This window comes from Pseudomonas sp. NFX71 (assembly GCF_048079215.1).
GTDB lineage: Bacteria > Pseudomonadota > Gammaproteobacteria > Pseudomonadales > Pseudomonadaceae > Aquipseudomonas > Aquipseudomonas fluorescens_B.
Window position 1 is genome coordinate 5,058,233 of the sequence record NZ_CP182230.1, and the last position, 19,180, is coordinate 5,077,412.

Annotated in this window: 24 protein-coding genes; 8 read left to right on the forward strand and 16 right to left on the reverse strand. The window is 59.1% G+C overall.

What is annotated here, in order from left to right:
- Positions 1-68: 68 nt before the first annotated feature.
- The 7 genes from ACM1ZW_RS23645 to ACM1ZW_RS23675 form a co-directional block, all read right to left on the reverse strand.
- Positions 69-299, reverse strand: a complete 231-nt coding sequence (locus ACM1ZW_RS23645; protein ID WP_414879696.1) for a hypothetical protein — start codon at positions 297-299, stop codon at positions 69-71.
- Between the two features lie 114 nt (positions 300-413).
- On the reverse strand, positions 414-635 hold the full coding sequence (locus ACM1ZW_RS23650) for a hypothetical protein (protein ID WP_017338592.1): 222 nt from the start codon (positions 633-635) through the stop codon (positions 414-416).
- A gap of 71 nt (positions 636-706) precedes the next feature.
- Complete coding sequence (locus ACM1ZW_RS23655) at positions 707-1,747, reverse strand: DNA topoisomerase IB (protein WP_017338593.1); 1,041 nt, start codon at positions 1,745-1,747, stop codon at positions 707-709.
- 75 nt (positions 1,748-1,822) lie between these two features.
- On the reverse strand, positions 1,823-2,902 hold the full coding sequence (gene modC, locus ACM1ZW_RS23660; protein ID WP_416739476.1) for a molybdenum ABC transporter ATP-binding protein: 1,080 nt from the start codon (positions 2,900-2,902) through the stop codon (positions 1,823-1,825).
- A 3-nt stretch (positions 2,903-2,905) separates the two neighbouring features.
- Positions 2,906-3,586: a molybdate ABC transporter permease subunit gene (gene modB, locus ACM1ZW_RS23665; RefSeq protein ID WP_017338595.1), complete on the reverse strand. Its 681-nt coding sequence runs from the start codon at positions 3,584-3,586 to the stop codon at positions 2,906-2,908.
- Positions 3,587-4,354: a molybdate ABC transporter substrate-binding protein gene (modA, locus tag ACM1ZW_RS23670; protein WP_416739477.1), complete on the reverse strand. Its 768-nt coding sequence runs from the start codon at positions 4,352-4,354 to the stop codon at positions 3,587-3,589.
- A 265-nt stretch (positions 4,355-4,619) separates the two neighbouring features.
- A complete protein-coding gene (locus ACM1ZW_RS23675) occupies positions 4,620-5,684 on the reverse strand; it encodes an NAD(P)H-dependent flavin oxidoreductase (RefSeq protein WP_416739478.1) in 1,065 nt (354 codons plus the stop codon).
- 197 nt (positions 5,685-5,881) lie between these two features.
- Between ACM1ZW_RS23675 and ACM1ZW_RS23680 the strand changes: the two genes are divergently transcribed.
- Positions 5,882-6,865: an MDR family oxidoreductase gene (locus ACM1ZW_RS23680; protein WP_017338598.1), complete on the forward strand. Its 984-nt coding sequence runs from the start codon at positions 5,882-5,884 to the stop codon at positions 6,863-6,865.
- Between the two features lie 13 nt (positions 6,866-6,878).
- Here ACM1ZW_RS23680 and ada read toward each other — a convergent pair whose 3' ends face one another.
- From ada to ACM1ZW_RS23710, 6 genes are all read right to left on the reverse strand, one after another.
- A complete protein-coding gene (gene ada, locus ACM1ZW_RS23685) occupies positions 6,879-7,922 on the reverse strand; it encodes a bifunctional DNA-binding transcriptional regulator/O6-methylguanine-DNA methyltransferase Ada (RefSeq protein WP_416739479.1) in 1,044 nt (347 codons plus the stop codon).
- An 86-nt stretch (positions 7,923-8,008) separates the two neighbouring features.
- On the reverse strand, positions 8,009-8,674 hold the full coding sequence (gene alkB, locus ACM1ZW_RS23690; RefSeq protein WP_416739480.1) for a DNA oxidative demethylase AlkB: 666 nt from the start codon (positions 8,672-8,674) through the stop codon (positions 8,009-8,011).
- 4 nt (positions 8,675-8,678) lie between these two features.
- Positions 8,679-9,383, reverse strand: a complete 705-nt coding sequence (locus ACM1ZW_RS23695) for a 2OG-Fe(II) oxygenase (RefSeq protein WP_416739481.1) — start codon at positions 9,381-9,383, stop codon at positions 8,679-8,681.
- The gene (locus tag ACM1ZW_RS23700; RefSeq protein WP_414879690.1) at positions 9,380-9,880 is read right to left on the reverse strand and encodes a methylated-DNA--[protein]-cysteine S-methyltransferase; all 501 of its coding nucleotides are present in this window, start codon (positions 9,878-9,880) and stop codon (positions 9,380-9,382) included. The genes ACM1ZW_RS23695 and ACM1ZW_RS23700 overlap by 4 nt, the downstream gene beginning before the upstream one ends.
- Positions 9,881-10,005: 125 nt before the next feature.
- Positions 10,006-10,176: a hypothetical protein gene (locus ACM1ZW_RS23705; RefSeq protein ID WP_162491062.1), complete on the reverse strand. Its 171-nt coding sequence runs from the start codon at positions 10,174-10,176 to the stop codon at positions 10,006-10,008.
- A gap of 35 nt (positions 10,177-10,211) precedes the next feature.
- On the reverse strand, positions 10,212-10,514 hold the full coding sequence (locus ACM1ZW_RS23710; protein ID WP_017338604.1) for a DUF1883 domain-containing protein: 303 nt from the start codon (positions 10,512-10,514) through the stop codon (positions 10,212-10,214).
- A gap of 212 nt (positions 10,515-10,726) precedes the next feature.
- Here ACM1ZW_RS23710 and ACM1ZW_RS23715 point away from each other — a divergent pair, with 212 nt between their 5' ends.
- Together ACM1ZW_RS23715 and ACM1ZW_RS23720 are read left to right on the forward strand one after the other, a co-directional pair.
- Entirely contained in the window at positions 10,727-11,086 is a 360-nt protein-coding gene (locus tag ACM1ZW_RS23715; RefSeq protein WP_017338606.1) for a hypothetical protein, read from the forward strand.
- A gap of 72 nt (positions 11,087-11,158) precedes the next feature.
- Complete coding sequence (locus ACM1ZW_RS23720) at positions 11,159-11,389, forward strand: hypothetical protein (protein WP_017338607.1); 231 nt, start codon at positions 11,159-11,161, stop codon at positions 11,387-11,389.
- Positions 11,390-11,401: 12 nt separating this feature from the next.
- On the opposite strand, the gene ACM1ZW_RS23725 is transcribed toward ACM1ZW_RS23720, so the two are convergent.
- Entirely contained in the window at positions 11,402-11,683 is a 282-nt protein-coding gene (locus ACM1ZW_RS23725) for a hypothetical protein (protein ID WP_017338608.1), read from the reverse strand.
- Between the two features lie 140 nt (positions 11,684-11,823).
- On the reverse strand, positions 11,824-12,012 hold the full coding sequence (locus ACM1ZW_RS23730; protein WP_414879689.1) for a hypothetical protein: 189 nt from the start codon (positions 12,010-12,012) through the stop codon (positions 11,824-11,826).
- A gap of 280 nt (positions 12,013-12,292) precedes the next feature.
- Between ACM1ZW_RS23730 and galU the strand changes: the two genes are divergently transcribed.
- A complete protein-coding gene (gene galU / locus ACM1ZW_RS23735; RefSeq protein ID WP_017338610.1) occupies positions 12,293-13,132 on the forward strand; it encodes a UTP--glucose-1-phosphate uridylyltransferase GalU in 840 nt (279 codons plus the stop codon).
- A 130-nt stretch (positions 13,133-13,262) separates the two neighbouring features.
- Positions 13,263-14,621, forward strand: coding sequence for a glutathione-disulfide reductase (gene gorA / locus ACM1ZW_RS23740; protein ID WP_416739482.1), 1,359 nt, complete (start codon positions 13,263-13,265; stop codon positions 14,619-14,621).
- Here the strand turns inward: gorA and ACM1ZW_RS23745 are convergent.
- Complete coding sequence (locus ACM1ZW_RS23745) at positions 14,618-15,628, reverse strand: DNA-binding protein (RefSeq protein WP_416739483.1); 1,011 nt, start codon at positions 15,626-15,628, stop codon at positions 14,618-14,620. The two genes, gorA and ACM1ZW_RS23745, sit on opposite strands and share 4 nt — an antisense overlap.
- 177 nt (positions 15,629-15,805) lie before the next feature.
- On the opposite strand from ACM1ZW_RS23745, the gene ACM1ZW_RS23750 reads away from it, so the two are divergent.
- From ACM1ZW_RS23750 to ahpF, 3 genes are all read left to right on the forward strand, one after another.
- Complete coding sequence (locus ACM1ZW_RS23750; RefSeq protein WP_416739484.1) at positions 15,806-16,744, forward strand: site-specific integrase; 939 nt, start codon at positions 15,806-15,808, stop codon at positions 16,742-16,744.
- Between the two features lie 138 nt (positions 16,745-16,882).
- Complete coding sequence (gene ahpC / locus ACM1ZW_RS23755; RefSeq protein ID WP_017338614.1) at positions 16,883-17,446, forward strand: alkyl hydroperoxide reductase subunit C; 564 nt, start codon at positions 16,883-16,885, stop codon at positions 17,444-17,446.
- A 122-nt stretch (positions 17,447-17,568) separates the two neighbouring features.
- On the forward strand, positions 17,569-19,134 hold the full coding sequence (gene ahpF / locus ACM1ZW_RS23760) for an alkyl hydroperoxide reductase subunit F (protein WP_416739485.1): 1,566 nt from the start codon (positions 17,569-17,571) through the stop codon (positions 19,132-19,134).
- The last annotated feature ends 46 nt before the right edge of the window (positions 19,135-19,180 follow it).

Sequence of the window (19,180 nt, forward strand, 5' to 3'; positions counted from 1 at the left end):
GACGAAAATGTCGCCGTTCATGGGCTCTGAATCAGGTCGTGTACGCGTTGTCCGGTGTCCAGATCGAATCATCTGAACCTTGGCAGCGGCGGTTCCACAGGCTTGAGCGAGGACAACGTGCTGCGGATCAGTGGCGCATCCTTCTCGATGTCGTTCAGGCGATCACGAATTCTGAGGGCGGTCGGGTGCCCGCCTTGATGATCGACCCAGTCGGCGATTTCCTTGCACGCCGCGGCCAGGCGAGCCTGGCGGGAATCAAGCAGGGTGAGCAGGGTGGTGATGGACTCTTTTTCGGACATGGCAAACACCTCCGTTCAAGAAACCTGGCAATTGGCAACAAAAAGCCCGCTGGGAGCGAGCTTTCTGCCGATGGGGTCGCTGGTCCCTCAGCCATTTCAGTATAGACCCGGACTTCAGCCTTGTCGGGCCGTCACCTGCGATCGGGCGTTGTATAGACGGCAGGCGCGACGGGCATCTTCTTCAGTATCAAAGCCGTCGCCAATGAAGCCACGGGTGCGGGTATCAATGATGCGATACCAGACTTTAGCGTCGGGTGGTGGATGACCAACTTCCCCGGCGCGGCGACCATGAATGATGATCTTGTTGCAGCGCTGCACAACGAAAATGTCTTCCATGGCGTCACCGGAGCTAATTTCTGTCACATCTACTATAGAAGCCATTCGCGATCGTGCAAAAAATGGACAGGTCAGTTCGTCGGTTGAGACGCCTCGATCATCCGTTCCAGGTACATCGCCAGCCCGACTTCTTCGGCCCTGAGGCCTTTACGGGTTCTGGGTCGCGGTAACTCGGCCAATGCCCCCAGCAGAAAGCCGTCGAGCACCGCCGGGTGGATATAGCACTTGCGACAGACCGCCGGGGTGTTGCCGAGTTGCCTGGCGACGTTCTTGACCATTTCCACTACATGGCGCTTGGCATCAGACTCCGGCTCCCACTGCAACTCGCGCAGCACGGCCAATGCCAGGGCGCTGCCGGCCCAGGTGCGGTAATCCTTGGCGGTGAAGTCAGCGCCGGTCAGCGTTTGCAGATAGGCATTTACGTCGGAGGAACTGACGGTGTGCCGTTCACCGTTTTCATCCAGATACTGAAACAGGTTTTGCCCGGGAATTTCCTGGCAGCGTTTGATGATTCGCGCCAGACGCCGGTCTTTCACGGTGATCTGGTGTTCGACACCGCTCTTGCCACGGAACTGGAACCGGATCGCACTGCCGTTGACCTCGACGTGACGGTTGCGCAGGGTGGTCAAGCCATAGGAGCGATTGTCCCGCGCGTACTGCGTATTGCCGACCCGGATCAGGGTCGCATCCAGCAAGGTAATGACCGTGGCCATGACTTTGTCGCGGCTGAAACCCGGCGCCTCCAACAGTGTTTCAAGCTGTTTGCGCAGCTTCGGCAGGGCCAGCCCGAAGTCCCGCAACCGCGAGTATTTATCGGCATCGCGTACTTCCCGCCAGCGCGGGTGGTAACGGTATTGTTTGCGCCCCCGGGCATCGCGGCCGGTGGCTTGCAGGTGCCCGCGCGGGTCGGCGCAAATCCATACGTCGGTGTAGGCCGGAGGGACGGCGAGGGCGTTGATGCGCTTGATCTCGTCCGGATCAGTGATGCGCTGACCCGTGGGTTCGAAGTAGCAAAACTTGCCGCGCAGTTTCTTGCGAGTGATGCCGGGCTGGGTGTCGTCGACGTAGTGCAGGTCGGGCGGCAGCACGTCGGGCAATGCGGAATCGGGCATGGCGGTAATCCTTGGCAACGAATCAGGGGCCGTTACAGCCATTGACCGCACGCCTTTGCAGACGTGCCAGCGGATTTACGCCAGCACCGCCACCGCCTTGATCTGCGCCCAGAGTTGCTGGCCGGGGTGCACGTTCAATTGATCCCGGGAGTAGCGGGTGATCCGTGCCAGCAGCGGCGTGCCGGCCGCGTCCAGCCGAATCAGCACGTGGGCGGCGTTGTCCGCGCCCATTTCACTGACCACCGTCACCGGCAGACGATTGAGAATGCTGCTGTGCTCGATGCTTTGCAGGCTGAGACTGACATCGCGCGCCTGAACCTTGCAGCGAAGTGCCTGGCCGGCGTCCATCGGTGTGTGTGTCACGCGAATGTTCAGCGCGGCGCCCGGTAATTGCAGGGTCAGCAATTGATAGTCCGCGTCATACGTACTGACATGGCCCTCGATCACGACGCCAGCGTCATCGCCCAACGCCAATGGCAGGTCGAGACGGGCCAGGGTTTCACCGATAGGGCCGCTGGCCAGTGCCTTGCCGTGGCTGAGCAGGACGATGTGGTCAGCCAGCCGAGCCACCTCATCCTGGGAATGACTGACGTACAGCACCGGGATGTCCAGTTCATCGTGCAACCGTTGCAGGTACGGCAGGATTTCGCTTTTGCGTTGCGAATCCAGTGCCGCCAGCGGTTCGTCCATCAGCAACAGCTTCGGGCTGGTCAGCAGGGCGCGGGCGATGCCAATGCGCTGCCGTTCACCGCCGGAGAGGTTTTGTGGGTGACGATCCAGCAGATGGCCGATGCCCAGCAGTTCAGTCGCGTGAGCCATGTCGACCCGGCGCAGTTGTTGCGGGATTCGCCTGAGACCGAATTGCAGGTTCGCCAGCACCGACAGATGCGGAAACAGGCTGGCTTCCTGAAAGACATAACCGAGCGCGCGCTTGTGCGGCGCGACGAAAATCTTCCTGTCGCTGTCCTGCCAGACTTCATCGTTGACCTGGATAAAACCCTGTTCTGCCCGTTCAAGGCCTGCAATGCAGCGCAGGCAGGTGGTTTTGCCTGAGCCGGAGTGACCGTACAGCGCGGTGACGCCACGGCCCGGCAGGTGCAAATCCACATCCAGGGCGAACCCCGAGTAGTTCAGTTTCAGACGCGTTTTGATCATCAATCAGCTCCAGCCTGCTCTGGTTTTGCGACTGGAGTAGAGCGCCAGCAACACTGCGAAAGAGAACACTAACATCGCCCCGGCCAGCCAGTGGGCCTGGGCATATTCCATGGCCTCGACGTGATCGTAGATCTGCACCGAGACCACGCGGGTCTTGTCGGGAATGTTGCCGCCGATCATCAGCACCACACCAAATTCGCCAACGGTATGGGCGAAACCGAGAATCGCCGCCGTGATGAAACCCGGTCGGGCCAGCGGCAGGATCACACTGAAAAAGGTGTCCCAGGGATTGGCGCGCAAGGTCGCGGCCACTTCCAGCGGACGGCTGCCGATGGCAGAGAAAGCATTCTGCAGCGGCTGCACCACGAACGGCATCGAGTAGAGCACCGAACCGATCACCAATCCGGCAAAACTGAAGGTCAGGGTGCCGAGCCCCAGTGACTGGGTGAAGTGGCCGACAAAGCCGTTAGGACCCAACGCCAGCAACAGATAAAAGCCAATCACCGTGGGTGGCAACACCAGGGGCAGGGCGACGATCGCCCCGATCGGGCCGCGCAACCAGGACTGGGTGCGCGACAGCCACAACGCAATCGGAGTGCCGATGATCAGCAGGATAACCGTCGTCAGGGAGGCGAGCTTCAGGGTCAGCCAGATCGCGGAAAAGTCGGCGCTCGATAGAGTCATTTAGAGTTGGTAACCGTAGGACTTGATGACAGCGGCGGCTTTCGGCCCCTTGAGGTAGTCAACCAGTGCCTTGGCAGCCGGGTTGTCCTTGCCTTTGTTGAGGATCACCGCATCTTGTTTGATCGGTTCGTGCAGGCTGGCTGGAACGATCCACGCCGAACCGCTGGTCACTTTGCCGTCTTTGTAGATCTGCGACAAGGCGACGAAGCCCAGTTCTGCGTTGCCGGTGGAAACGAACTGGTAAGCCTGGGTGATGTTCTGGCCTTCAACGATTTTGTCTCTGACCTTGTCGGTCAGGCCCAGCCTGGCCAGTACCTGGGTGGCGGCGAGGCCGTAAGGCGCGGTTTTCGGGTTGGCGATCGACAGATGCTGGTATCGATTGTCGCTCAACGTTTTGCCCTTGGCATCGACGTAACCTTCCCTGGCCGACCAAAGCGCGAGGGTGCCGACGGCGTAGGTGAAGCGCGACCCCTTGACCGTCTCACCTTCGGCTTCGAGTTTTAGCGCGGTGGTGTCGTCCGCTGAGAGGAACACTTCGAACGGCGCGCCATTCTTGATCTGGGTGTAGAACTGGCCGGTTGCACCAAAGGAGGTGACCAGTTTATGCCCGGTGTCTTTCTCGAAGTCGGCAGCGATGGCCTGTATCGGCGCGGTGAAGTTGGCCGCGACAGCGACCTGGACTTCATCGGCCTGGGCAGCGCCGATGGCGAACACTGCGAGCAGGCTCGCCAGGCAGGTTGGGGCAAAACGTAAGGCACGAATGGTCATGAAACGGCTCCGTGGCAGGCAAGTACGGCGAGGAGGTACAACGCTATATAGTCAAATATATAGCGTATTGCCTGCAAACGGAATGTGCTGGAACTGGATTACATGGGTGACGAATAAATCTCTGTGGCGAGGGAGCTTGTCTGTGGTGAGGGGATTCATCCCCGTTGGGTCGCGCAGCGGCCCCGCTTTTGCGGCCGACATCCAAATATTTTGCGTCTGCTGCGCAGCCGAACGGGGATGAATCCCCTCGCCACAGGTTTTGTGTCTACACGCGCAGCAGTTTCGCCAACCCTTCCTCCGCCAAGCGCCGCGTCAATTCCGCCGTCGTCATCTCTACCCCCAACGTAAATGCCTGCCCGGCCCAAAGGTTGCTGAAATCCGCTTCCCCCTTCGCCCGCAATGGCATCAACGCTCCACCCGCCAATGGAAAGGCCCGTGCCTTGTCGCTCATCGGCCCGAGTTCACGCATGACCCGGTTCAGAATTCCCCGCGCCGGGCGGCCGGTGAAAATATTAGTGACAGCAGTCTCGCTTTCCTTTGCCGTGCGCAATGCCTTGTGATGGGAGGCGCTGACTTTGGCTTCCGGTGTGAACAGATACGCCGTACCCACCTGCACCGCTGAAGCGCCCAACATAAATGCCGCCGCAACGCCTCGTGCATCGGCAATACCGCCTGCAGCAATCACCGGCACTTTCACCGCGTCGACGATTTGCGGCACCAGCGCGAAGACACCCACCTGGCTGCTCAGATCCTCGCTGAGGAACATGCCCCGATGGCCTCCGGCTTCATAACCCATGGCGATGATTGCGTCACAACCGTTTTGCTCAAGCCAGATCGCTTCTTCGACGGTCGTTGCCGACGACAGCACCTTTGCGCCGGTGGCCTTGACGCGATCCAGCAGGGATTTTTCGGGCAGGCCGAAGTGAAAGCTCACCACGTCGGGGCGACATTCTTCGATCACTTCGCAGGTTGCGTGATCGAACGGTGCGCGATTGGACACCGGCGTCGGCGCGTCGAAGTCCACGCCCAGTTCCCGGTAGTAAGGTTCCAGCAGATTCTTCCAGTCTCGAGCGCGTTGCTCATCGGCTGCCGGTGGTTGGTGACAGAAGAAATTAACATTGAAAGGGCGCTGAGTGTGTTGGCGGATCGTTTTCAGTTCTTCGCGCAACTGCTCGGTGCTGAGCATCGCCGCAGGCATCGAGCCCAGGCCACCAGCGTTGCTCGCCGCGATCACCATGGCCGACCCGGTGGCGCCAGCCATCGGCGCCTGGATGATGGGCAGTTCGATCCCCAGCAGATCAAGAACTCGGGTGTCTGGCCATTGGCTCATTTGCAAGGTTCTCCGGTGTCACAACAGGAACGGGTTTTGTACCAGCAATGCCGGGCTCACGACCAATCGATTTTTGCATGGGGGGCAATCGTACGGTGATGGGAACACTCGGATTGGCATAAAGTCGGGTACGACAAAATGGTGCAGTGTGATATTTCAACTGCACCACAATGGTGTGATTCGATTAGGAGACGACGATGTTCCAAGGCATTTTGATCGACAAAGACGACAGCGGTTACCGGGCCACACTGCAAGAGATCAATGACGATCAACTGCCCGAGGGCGATGTGACCGTGCGAGTGGCGTACAGCACGCTGAATTTCAAGGACGGTCTGGCGATCACCGGCAGCAGCCCGGTGGTGCGAAAATTCCCGATGGTGCCGGGCATCGATCTGGCGGGGACCGTCGAAGTCAGTGGGCATCCGGACTACAAGGTCGGTGATCAGGTCGTACTCAATGGCTGGGGTGTAGGCGAAGGGCATTGGGGCGGATTGGCGCAGAAGGCGCGCCTGAATGGCGACTGGCTGATTCCATTGCCCCCGGAATTCACCCCTGCCCAGGCAATGGCCATCGGCACGGCCGGCTACACGGCGATGCTGAGCATTCTGGCGCTGGAGCATAACGGCGTGACGCCAGAGCAGGGCGATGTCCTGGTCACGGGCGCCAACGGCGGTGTAGGCAGTTTCGCCATCGCGTTGCTGAGCAAGCTCGGTTACCGGGTGGTTGCGTCCACTGGCCGTACCTCCGAGCACGACTACCTCAAGCAGTTAGGGGCCAGCGAAATCATCGACCGCGCTACGCTGTCGGAACCGGGCAAGCCGCTGGCCAAGGAGCGTTGGGCGGCTGTGATCGACTCGGTCGGCAGTCACACCCTGGCCAACGCCTGTGCCAGCACTAAGGCCAACGGCACTGTCGCTGCATGTGGCCTGGCGCAAGGCATGGATTTTCCAGCCTCCGTTGCCCCGTTTATTTTGCGTGGCGTGACACTGGCCGGGATCAACAGCGTGACCCAGCCCAAAGCCAAACGAGTGCTCGCCTGGAATCGCCTGGCCAAGGATCTGGACTTCGCTTTGCTGCCGCTGATCAGTCACGAAATCGGTTTGAGTGAAGCAATAGAAGCCGCGCCACGATTACTTGCGGGTCAGCTGCGCGGTCGAGTGGTGGTGGATGTGAATCGCTAAAAGATTTGATCTTTCAGCCTTCACGTTCCAGCAACTGCCGCTTGCGCTCCACCCCCCAGCGATAGCCCGACAGGTTGCCGTCGCTGCGCACCACGCGGTGGCACGGGATCGCCACCGCCAGACTGTTCGCGCCGCAGGCCTGGGCCACGGCGCGCACCGCTTTCGGTGCACCGATGCGCTGGGCAATATCCGCGTAACTGGCAGTGCTGCCTGCAGGAATCTCCCGCAACGCCTGCCAGACGCGCTCCTGAAATGCCGTGCCTTGAACGTCCAGCGGTAAATCCAGGCCAATGGCCGGGGCTTCGATAAAACCGACGACCTTGGCGATCAGTTGCTCGAACTCATGATCGGCGCCAATCAGGTTGGCTCGCCGAAACTTGTCTTGCAGGTCGCACACCAGTTGGTGCGGGTCATCACCCAGTAGAATCGCGCAAACACCGCGTACGCTCTGCGCCACCAGAATCGCCCCCAGTGAACACTGGCCAACGGCGAATCGAATGTCATTGTTCTGGCCTTCCGCGCGGTAGTCACCGGGTTTCATGCCCAGCAGCTGATCCGCCGCCTCATAAAAACGGCTGTTGGAGTTGAAACCGGCGTCATACAAAGCCTCGGTCACCGAACCTCCACCGCTTAGCCGTTGACGAACCTTGCGTGAACGGTGGGCTGTGGCGTAGCCCTTGGGTGTCAGTCCGGTAACGGCTTTAAACACACGGTGAAAGTGAAAACTGCTCAGGCCCGCGACGTCGGCCAGTTCACTCAGCGCCGGCAGATGCTCGGCTGTTTCGATCTGACGACAAGCAGCGGCGACGGTCGCGGCATGTTGCGCGGCGAGATCACTTTGATCCTTCGCCGCTCGTTTGCTTGGGCGGTAACCCGCTGCCTGGGCCTGTTCGGCCGTGTCAAAGAACTCGACATTCTGCGGCTTCGGCAAACGCGCCAGGCTGCTGGGGCGGCAGTAGATGCCGGTGGTTTTCACCGCGTACACAAACTGCCCGTCAGCGCGGGGATCCCGGGCGACGACGGCGGCCCAGCGGGGATCGTTCTCGGTGGTTGTCATGGCTTCATGTCCGTTGACCCGTTTGATTCAGAGTAATCAGCCGGCAGGGTCGTTGCACTCCGGGTCTTGCGGTCAAATTCGCGGGCTTATTGTGCGGTACGAAACGTAAAGTTGATCCGTTGCTCGCCCATGCGCCGATGCTGGCCCTCCTTGATCGGCAAGACCCCGTGATAACGCAGGCGATCGACGCCACCCCAGACCACGATATCGCCATGGAACACCGGCACCCGCTGACTTTTGTCGCTGCGTTCAAAACCACCGAACAGGAACATCGCCGGCAGGCCCAGCGACACCGAAACGATCGGCGCTGCGTAGGACGCTTCGTCCTTGTCCTGGTGCAATGACATCTTCGCGCCAGGGATATAGCGGTTGATCAGGCAAGAATCCGGCATGAAATCGGCAAAACCGGCTTCGAGCGCCGCGGCCTGTGCGAGCTCAAGAAAGACCGGCGGCATTTCCGGCCAGGGGGCGTCGGTCCGTGGATCATGACGGGAATAGCGATAACCGCTGCGGTCGGTGGTCCACCCCCATGTGCCGCAACTGCTCATGGCCGCTGACATGGTAAAGCCGCCGGGCGTGACCATGTGCCGGAACGGCGATGCTGCCAGAACCGTCTCGAGCGCAGACAGTAATTGCTCCAGCCAAGGCAGGGCAAAGCCTCTCAAGACGTAGGACTGTTCTCCAATTTGCTCGCGCCGAGGTTGCTGTTCGGGCTCTGGGTCGGCAAACAGATCGAGAGTGATCGGGTTCATAAGGTCATAACGCGTCGTGAAAGATGATGCCAAGGGTATGCCGTTTTCCACTGTGCAGGCGACTCACTCCGTGGCGCAAGGTGACCCGGTAATAGCCGCGAACGCCTTTGACCGGTCGCTGGTTGACGGCAAAGATCACCGCGTCACCTTTTTTCAATCCAATGACCTGGGGGCGCGATTGCATCCGTGGGCGTTGTTCGGTCAGGACAAACTCCCCGCCGGTGAAATCTTCGCCAGGCTCTGACAGTAGAATCGCCACTTGCAGCGGAAAAACGTGTTCGCCGTACAGATCCTGATGCAGGCAGTTGTAGTCCTGTGGCCCATATTGCAGCAACAGCGGCGTTGGACGCACCTGATCGGCGGCGTGGCAGCGTTCAAGGAACGCCGCATGCGTATCAGGGAAACGGACCGGCAAGTCCATTTGCTCGTACCAGCGGTTGGCGATCGGCACCAGCCGAGGGTAGAGCGATTTGCGCAATGTGGCGATGATCTCTGGCAACGGATAGCGGAAGTATTTGTACTCGCCACGGCCGAAGCCGTGACGAGCCATCATGACGTGCGAGCGGAACGGTTCGGATCGGGCGTACAGCGCACTGATGTCATCGCACGTCTCGCTGCTGATCAGCGAGCGGATGATCGCGCAACCATCCTGATCCAGTTGTTGCTCCAGTGTTGCCCAATCGAGTGCATCCAGAAAGTGCTCGATCATTGCTGCGCCTCGCGTTCCAACAGTTGCCGCTTGCGCTCCAGGCCCCAGCGGTAACCGCCGAGGCTGCCATCCTGGCGCAGTACCCGATGGCAGGGCACGATGATTGCCAGCGGGTTCGCGCCGCAGGCATTGGCCACGGCCCGGAACGCTTTGGGTTGTCCCAGTTGCCGGGCGATCTGCTGGTAACTGACGGTTTGGCCGAGCGGGATTTGGCGCAAAGCTTCCCAGACGCGCTGCTGGAAAACGCTACCCGACAGGTCCAGTGGCAAATCGAGCACTGTCAGAGGGTTGTCGAGATAGCGGAGGGTGTGTTCCAACGCAGGCATCAAGCCTTCATCACGTTGGGGCTGGCCGGGAAATCGCCGTGCAAGGTCGCGTTCCAGCGTCTCCAGGTCATCGCCGAGCAGCAACGCGCACAATCCCTGCGCGCTGGCGGCCAGCAGCAGGATGCCAAGGCTTGAAGTGCCGCTGATGAAACGAATCGGGGAAGTAGACATGTTCTGACTCCTTAACCAAAGGTCGAGGTGGCCAGTCTAGGGGGCGCTGCCGGGGTGAACACTCCGGGGCTTGCGGTCGAATTCAACGGATGGAGCAGACATCCACATTGTCGCTCCGAATCCCGTTACAGCGCTTTGCTGACGCTGATCTCGCTGATGACGTCTTCGCTCTGGCCATGAATCGCGTCCAGCGCGGCCCTGGCTTCGGCTTCGGTGCCGTTTTCCAGTTGGGCGAATTCGAAACGGCGTTCGCCGTTGAGTTTGTATTTGATGACGTACTTGGTCGTTTGGGCCACGGTCATACCTGCTTGATAGTCGTGTCGGGCGTCGCTCAGCTCAGTTTCGAGGTGGAGCGGCGGATGATCTTGATCGAGTGAGTCAGGGTCGGTTTGCGGGTTACGCTGATCGGCCGACGGTTGACGGTGTCGATGGTGATGTTCCAGAAACCGGTACTCGGTGCAGTTATGCGGGCCGGGAAGGTGTCGAAAGCACCGCCATGGTAAGTGTGACGGCCGCCATTCTTGAAGCTGCGGAAATTGGCGTCGTTCATCAAGCGGATGTTGCACATTTGGGAGCACTGGATGACGACGATGTCGTCTTCATTGAGGTGCTCGCGCTGGTGGATAAATTTCATGAGGCGCCTCCAGAAGGGCTTTTTCTACAAAATCAAAACGATAGCATGGTCGATTGGCGCAGTTTATCAGCCCGAACAGGTTATTATCCGGTCGTCGGGGTGTGCTTTGACAATTAAAAACAGTTATTCGGAATTCCATGAGCGATAAAAGCAGTGAGCCTCGGAGAAAACCAGCATTTGTGCTGTCGGAGGGTCTTTATCGGAGGTTTTGTATGAAGTGGGGTGCATGGGTCTTGCCGTTTGCATTGGCGATGAGTGGTTGTGCAAGTGTCTCGGAAATCAACGAGTCGCTGCCCACCATGAATGTGATTTCCGGCAAGAAGCCCAATGAATACGCGCAGTGCCTGACCGAAAAACTGGCCAGCAGTCGCGGGGCCCTGCAAGTCGAGCCGCAGGAGAAAGAAGGCGTGCGGGTCATCGTGCCGCAGAAGTTCTCCTCGGGCCCGGCGGCCGTATTCGATATTGAAGAGCGTTCCAGCGGCAGCAGCATCAAGCTGCATGAACGCATTTCCAATGTGCCATTACGCCCGATGGATGTGCGCAATGCTGCCACAGCGTGTATCTCCGGCTGATAAACTAGCGACAGTCAGCACCGATGCCGCCAAAGCAGCGCTTTGGCGGCATTGTCATTTCTGGAGTCGAGCATGAAGCGAGAGCAGGTACGGGAGCGGCATGCAGAGGGTCAAATCTCTGCTACCCATGTGATTCAGAATCCGGCGGACCCGGGGGAATGGATCGTGTTTTTCAAGAAAAGCGCCGGGCGCAGTTATTTTCTGGTGGATGACAACGATGAAGTCGAATCCTTCGGTCGCCTTGACGACCTGATCGAGACCGTACGCGGTCTCGGGATCAAATTCGCTGAAATTCACATGTAGGGCACAAGCGCCTTACTTGCAGACCACCACCACGCTGCGGTTTTTGTAATTGCCGACATCGACGCCCAGGGTCTTGTCACTTTCCTTGGTTGAAGGTGTGCCGTCAGTGCCAACGATTCGATAGCCGGTGCCGGCGCATGAAGCATCGGCTTTTTCATAGCAGGTGGCCCAGGAGTTGGCTTCTCCCGAGCAATCGATGGTCAGGCCTTGCTGGCCGTTGTTCAAGTAGGTGGTTTCGGAAGTTGCGCAGCCGCTCAGGGCCAATACGGCAAACAGGGGCAAGAATTTAGTCATGTTGTGGTCGTCGTCAGGATAATGGGGCTAAGCCTGTGACAGCGCCGGAATCAAAAGGTTATAGCGAAAGGCCACTTCTTTGCAGGCAAACGCAAAAAAAGCCCTGCGTGAGGCAGGGCTTGGGTTAGGCCAGGTGCTTCTCAGGACTTATCTTTACCGCGACGCTTAGGGGCCGGGTGTTCGAGCTCCAATACGGACGCTACTTCAATCGCCAACGCTTCGGTCGGGAATGGCCCGGCGATATTCTCGCCGCTGGCGCTGTCTACCCACCACTGGCCGTCTTTCGCCTGATTGATCAGGAACCCGTTGATACTTTTTGCTACCGACATCTATCTGCCTCGTTGGCTGGTTCAATTGCGCAATGATAGCGCCAATTGGACGCAACGGGTGCTGATGGGCGTATGGTGGCGAGAATCTGCGCGCGGCAAATTCGTCGGCGCCGGTCGGAATCTCTGCTATCTATAAAGGGCACTGGAGCGATCTGCGGAACTATCCGCGAGAATATTTCTCTATGATGGCATCGGTTAGCCAGCGCGAGGCATTGTAAGGTGCTCGCGGCCTGATTAGACTGCGCCGAAACTCGAACACACAGCCCTTTCAAGGACTTATATGATCAAGAAATGCTTGTTCCCAGCAGCCGGTTACGGTACTCGCTTCCTGCCAGCGACTAAAGCCATGCCCAAGGAAATGCTGCCGGTGGTAAACAAGCCACTGATCCAGTACGGCGTCGAAGAAGCTCTGGACGCCGGTTTGACCGAAATCTCCATCGTCACCGGTCGCGGCAAACGCGCCCTGGAAGACCACTTCGACATCAGCTACGAGCTGGAAAACCAGATCAAGGGCACCGACAAGGAAAAATACCTGGTTGGCATCCGCAAGCTGCTGGACGAGTGCTCGTTCTCCTACACCCGTCAAACCGAAATGAAAGGCCTTGGCCACGCGATCCTGACCGGCCGCCCGCTGATCGGTGACGAGCCGTTCGCCGTGGTGCTGGCGGACGACCTGTGCGTCAACCTGGAAGGCGACGGCGTGCTGACCCAGATGGTCAAGCTGTACGAGCAGTATCGCTGCACCATCGTCGCGATCCAGGAAGTGGATCCGCTGGAAACCAACAAGTACGGTGTGATCGCTGGCGAGTTGATCGCTGACGACCTGTACCGCGTTCGTAACATGGTCGAAAAACCGGCCCCGGAAGACGCTCCGTCGAACCTGGCGATCATCGGTCGTTACATCCTGACTCCGGACATTTTCGAACTGATCAAGCAAACCGAGCCAGGCAAAGGTGGCGAGATCCAGATCACCGATGCCCTGATGAAGCAGGCGAAGAACGGTTGCGTGATTGCCTACAAGTTCAAGGGCAAGCGTTTCGACTGCGGTGGCGCTGAAGGCTACATCGAAGCGACCAACTTCTGCTTCGAGAACTTCTACAAGACGGGCAAGGCTTACTGATAGCGTTTGACCTGCCTGTATTGAAAAGCCACCTTCGGGTGGCTTTTTCATTTTCCGACCCCATATCGTTTGCAGCGCTTGCCCAACGGACGTCTGCGGGTATGCTGTTTGCCTGCCGAGGAGATTGAAAATGGCCTACGATTTTGACCTTTATGTGATTGGCGCCGGTTCCGGCGGTGTGCGGGCTGCGCGTTTTGCGGCCGGGTTTGGCGCGAAAGTGGCCGTGGCCGAGAGCCGCTACCTGGGTGGCACCTGTGTGAACGTCGGTTGCGTGCCGAAGAAATTGCTGGTCTACGGCGCGCACTTCGCCGAAGACTTCGAGCAATCTTCGGGTTTTGGCTGGACGCCGGGGGAGGCGAAGTTCGATTGGGCAACGCTGATCGCCAACAAGGATCGCGAGATCAATCGCCTGAACGGCATCTATCGCAACCTGCTGGTGAACAGTGGTGTGACCCTGCATGAAGGCCACGCCAAAATCGTCGACCCCCATACCGTCGAGATCAATGGCGAACGTTTCACCGCCAAGAACATCCTGATCGCTACTGGCGGCTGGCCGCAAATCCCGGAGATTCCGGGGCACGAGCATGCGATCAGCTCCAACCAGGCGTTTTTCCTCAAAGAGTTGCCAAAACGCGTGCTGGTCGTGGGGGGTGGTTACATCGCCGTCGAGTTTGCCGGGATCTTCCACGGCCTGGGCGCCCAGACCACGTTGTTGTATCGCGGTGACCTGTTCCTGCGCGGCTTTGACGGCGCGGTGCGCAAGCACTTGCAGGAAGAGCTGACCAAGCGTGGCATGGACCTGCAATTCAATGCCGACATCGAGCGCATTGAAAAACTGACCGGAGGCAGTCTGAAAGTGACGCTCAAGGACGGTCGCCAGCTGGAAGCCGATTGCGTGTTCTACGCCACCGGCCGCCGCCCGATGCTGGACAACCTTGGGCTGGAAAACACTGGCGTCAAACTCGACAAGAAAGGTTTCGTCGAGGTCGATGAGCGATACCAGACCGCCGAGCCGTCGATCCTTGCCCTTGGCGATGTGATTGGTCGGGTCCAGCTCACGCCGGTTGCACTGGCCGAAGGCATGGCCGTGGCGCGACGCTTGTTCAAGCCTGAGCAATATCGTCCGGTGGATTACAAGATGATCCCGACCGCGGTGTTCAGCTTGCCCAACATCGGCACCGTTGGCCTGACCGAAGAAGAGGCTCGCGAAGCCGGCCACGACGTGGTGATCTTCGAAAGCCGTTTCCGCCCGATGAAGCTGACCCTGACTGAATGCCAGGAGCGCACGCTGATGAAGCTCGTGGTGGACGGCAAGACCGACAAGGTGCTTGGCTGTCACATGGTCGGGCCGGATGCCGGCGAAATCGTCCAAGGGCTGGCAATCGCCCTGAAGGCGGGCGCCACCAAGCGCGATTTCGACGAAACCATCGGCGTACACCCGACGGCCGCCGAAGAGTTCGTTACGATGCGTACGCCGGTCGCAGGTTAATCGGCCTTGGCTGCGTCTGGCGCTGTCGCAACGACAGCCGCCAGGCGCACGCTTTCATCGAGGCTCGCCTGAGTCTTGAGCAGTTCAACTTCCAGCGCTTTGTTTACCTGCGACTGCTCCTCGACGCTCTGTTTCAGCGACTGGCTTTCCAGGAGGGCTGCGCGCAGGCGTTCCTGGAGGAGGGTGCGTTCGCTGTCGATGCGGTTGACCTGTTCCAGCAATTGATCCTGGCGGGTGTGGGTTTGCTTGAGCTGTTCCTGCAGCAGGCTCAGTTCCCGTAGCGTGCCACGGTTTTCAGTCAGCAAGCGCTCGTTGTCACGGTGCAGTTGGGTGATTTCATCCTGGCGTACGAGGGCGCTTTGCTGGGCCTGGCGCAATTCCATCTGGATCTGCTGCACCTGGCCTTCGTGGCGTCGTTGCTCCTGTTCGCGCTGCTCTTTGACGGCATTGCGATAGTGCTCAAGCGCATCGCGGGCGTGCAGGTGCTTTTCCTCAAGAGAGCGGATCTGCTCGTCCTTGTCCTGCAAGCGCAACTCGAAGTCCGCCAGCGCCTGGTTCAGCCCGGCGTTGCGGGTTTGCTCGGTCTGCAGCATGGACAGGGTGTTTTGCAGGGTGTCGGATTCCTGCGTCAGCGCCAGGGTTTGAAGCTCGTACTGCTGCTGTAATTCGCCGTTGGCTTCTTGCGCGTCAGTCAGCTGGGTTTCCAGCGCTTTTCGTTGTTGCTCGAACTTCTCGCGAGCCTGATCGATGGGCGCCTGCGCCTGTTCCTTGAGGCGTTGCGCGAGGCGCGAGACCAGCCCTGTCAGTTCGTCATCGATGGGTTCAGAGGAGGGTGCGGCGGGCTCGACGCCATCGTCCAGTTCCTTCAAATACCGGTGAATGGTGGTTTTTGAGCCCGTGTTACCCATCTCGATACGTACAGCGTCGATGCTCGGGTGTTCTCCGCGGGCGAGGATAGCCAGGCGCGCCGTTTGAACCACTGCTTTGTTTATACCGCCACGAGCCATGTGTTCTCCTACGATTTCGTACTGTGGTACATACCACTTAAACGACAGTGTACCATGCATGGTAAAAACTCAAAGAATGTAAATTATTGATACGGGATATACTGGTATTACCCAATGTGATGCGCTTTGGAACGGCTTTAGCGCCGCAAAAGCCGTACGACTTCGAGACGTGAGCCCATGACCGATCTGGATCGCTACCTGCAAGCCGCCACGCGTGACAACACCCGCCGTAGCTATCGAGCGGCCATCGAGCATTTCGAAGTGAGTTGGGGCGGTTTCCTGCCGGCCACTGCTGACAGCGTCGCGCGCTATCTGGTGGCGTACGCCGGGGAGCTGTCGATCAACACGTTGAAGCTGCGCCTGTCGGCGCTCGCTCAGTGGCACAACAGTCAGGGCTTTGCCGATCCCACCAAGGCGCCGGTTGTGCGCCAGGTCTTCAAAGGCATTCGCGCACTGCACCCGGCCCAGGAGAAACAGGCCGAGCCATTGCAGCTTCAGCATCTGGAGCAAGTGGTTGCCTGGCTGGAGCAGGAAGCACAAACCGCGAAATCACAACATGATCAACCGGCCCTGTTGAGAGCCCGGCGCGATAGCGCGCTGATCCTGTTGGGCTTCTGGCGCGGTTTTCGCAGCGATGAGTTGTGCCGCGTGCAAATCGAACACGTGCAGGCCAGCGCGGGCTCCGGCATCACCCTCTATTTGCCGCGGAGCAAGAGCGACCGCGAAAACCTCGGCAAGACCTACCAGACGCCGGCATTGCAGCGTCTGTGTCCGGTGCAGGCATATATCGGCTGGATCAGCGAAGCGGCGCTGGTGCGCGGGCCGGTATTCCGTGGCATCAATCGTTGGGGGCATTTGAGCGAGGAGGGGTTGCACGCCAACAGCGTCATTCCGTTATTGCGCCAAGCGCTGGAACGCGCCGGTATCCCGGCCGAGCAGTACACCAGTCACTCCCTGCGACGCGGCTTCGCCACCTGGGCGCACCAAAGTGGCTGGGACTTGAAATCGCTGATGAGCTACGTGGGCTGGAAGGACATGAAGTCGGCGATGCGTTACGTGGAAGCGAATCCGTTTCTGGGGATGGCGCGGATTTCTGAAAAGCCCTCGGCGGCCTAGATATCGTTTTCTTCTATTAATACTGCGGGCTAATAGCGAAAACCCATCAGCAGCATCAAGTTTGCCAATGAGCCATCCGTGCGTCGAGTGGGTAGAGTTCACTCCATCAACTTCTTAACCCATGACGGAGAGTCACCGATGCCTATCATCAACAGCCAAGTTAAACCGTTCAAAGCTGACGCCTTCAAAAATGGCGACTTCGTAAAAGTCTCGGACGCTGACCTGAAAGGCAAGTGGTCTGTGGTTTTCTTCTACCCAGCCGACTTCACCTTCGTTTGCCCGACCGAACTGGAAGACCTGGCTGACAACTACGACGAGTTCCAGAAACTGGGCGTCGAAATCTACAGCGTTTCCACTGATACCCACTTTGCTCACGCTGCCTGGCACAACACTTCGCCAGCCATCGGCAAAATCCAGTACACCATGATCGGCGACCCGACCCACGCTATCTCCCGCAACTTCGACGTGCTGATCGAAGAAGCCGGTCTGGCTGACCGTGGCACCTTCGTGATCAACCCGGAAGGCCAGATCAAAATCGTTGAACTGAACGATGGCGGCGTTGGCCGTGACGCTTCTGAGCTGCTGCGCAAAATCAAGGCTGCCCAGTACGTCGCTGCTCACCCAGGCCAGGTTTGCCCAGCCAAGTGGAAAGAAGGCGAGGCCACTCTGGCTCCGTCCCTGGACCTGGTCGGCAAGATCTAAGTCTGTGAAAGCATCATCAGGGCGGGTTTCCGCACCTAAGTAAGCTGCAACCGCCCAATAAAAACGCCCGGGCGAGATTCGCTCGGGCGTTTTTTTCGACACGAATAAAGGAAATCGCCCGTATGTTGGACGCCAATCTTAAAGCCCAGTTGAAATCGTACCTGGAACGGGTCACCCAGCCGATCGAGATCGTTGCATCCCTCGACGACGGTGCGAAATCCCAGGAAATGCTCGAACTGCTGAAAGACGTTGCCAGTCTTTCCACCCAGATTACCCTGCTCGACAACGGTGACGACGCACGCAAGCCATCGTTCTCGATCAACCGTCCCGGTGCCGATATCAGCCTGCGTTTCGCCGGCATTCCGATGGGCCACGAATTCACCTCATTGGTGCTGGCCTTGCTGCAAGTCGGCGGCCACCCGTCAAAAGCCAGCGCGGAAGTGATCGAACAGATCCGCTCGCTCAAAGGCGAGTTCAGCTTCGAGACTTACTTCTCGCTGTCCTGCCAGAACTGCCCGGACGTGGTCCAGGCGCTGAACCTGATGGCGGTACTGAACCCGAACATTCGCCACGTCGCTATCGATGGCGCGCTGTTCCAGGCCGAAGTCGATGATCGCAAGATCATGGCCGTGCCAAGCATTTACCTGAACGGGGAGATTTTCGGCCAGGGTCGTATGGGCCTGGAAGAAATCCTCGCCAAGATCGACACCAGTGGTGCCGAACGCCAAGCCGAGAAGATCAACGCCAAGGAAGCCTTTGACGTACTGGTGGTCGGCGGTGGCCCGGCCGGTGCATCGGCGGCGATCTACGCCGCCCGTAAAGGCATTCGCACTGGCGTGGCGGCTGAGCGTTTTGGTGGGCAGGTGCTCGACACCATGGCCATCGAGAACTTCATTTCCGTACAGGAAACCGAAGGGCCGAAGCTGGCCAGCGCGCTCGAAGAACACGTCAAGCAGTACGACGTCGACATCATGAACCTGCAACGGGCGACCGCGCTGATCCCGGCGAAAAACCCTGGCGAGTTGCATGAAGTCCGCTTCGAAAGCGGTGCCAGCCTGAAAACCAAAGCGCTGATCCTTGCCACAGGCGCGCGCTGGCGTGAAATGGGCGTGCCGGGGGAGCAGGAATACAAAGCCAAAGGCGTGTGTTTCTGCCCGCACTGTGACGGCCCGCTGTTCAAAGGCAAGCGCGTCGCGGTGATCGGCGGCGGGAACTCCGGTGTTGAAGCCGCGATCGATCTGGCTGGTATTGTCAGCCACGTCACGCTGCTGGAGTTTGACAGCAAGCTGCGCGCCGATGCCGTGCTGCAACGCAAGTTGTTCAGCCTCCCGAACGTCAATGTGATCACCAGCGCACTGACCAGTGAAGTGAAGGGCGACGGCCAGAAAGTGACCGGCCTGGTCTACAAGGATCGCGATTCGGGTGAGTTCAACACGGTCAACCTCGAAGGCATCTTCGTGCAGATCGGTTTGCTGCCGAACACCGACTGGCTCAAAGGCACCGTCGAGCTGTCGCCGCGTGGCGAGATCATCGTCGATGCGCGTGGCGAGACATCGCTGCCAGGTGTGTTTGCTGCCGGTGACGTGACGACCGTGCCGTACAAGCAGATCGTGATTGCCGTGGGCGAGGGCGCCAAGGCTTCTCTGAGCGCCTTCGATCACCTGATCAGGACTTCCGCGCCGGCATAAACCGGATGCCGAAAACACAAAACCCCATGAGTGATCATGGGGTTTT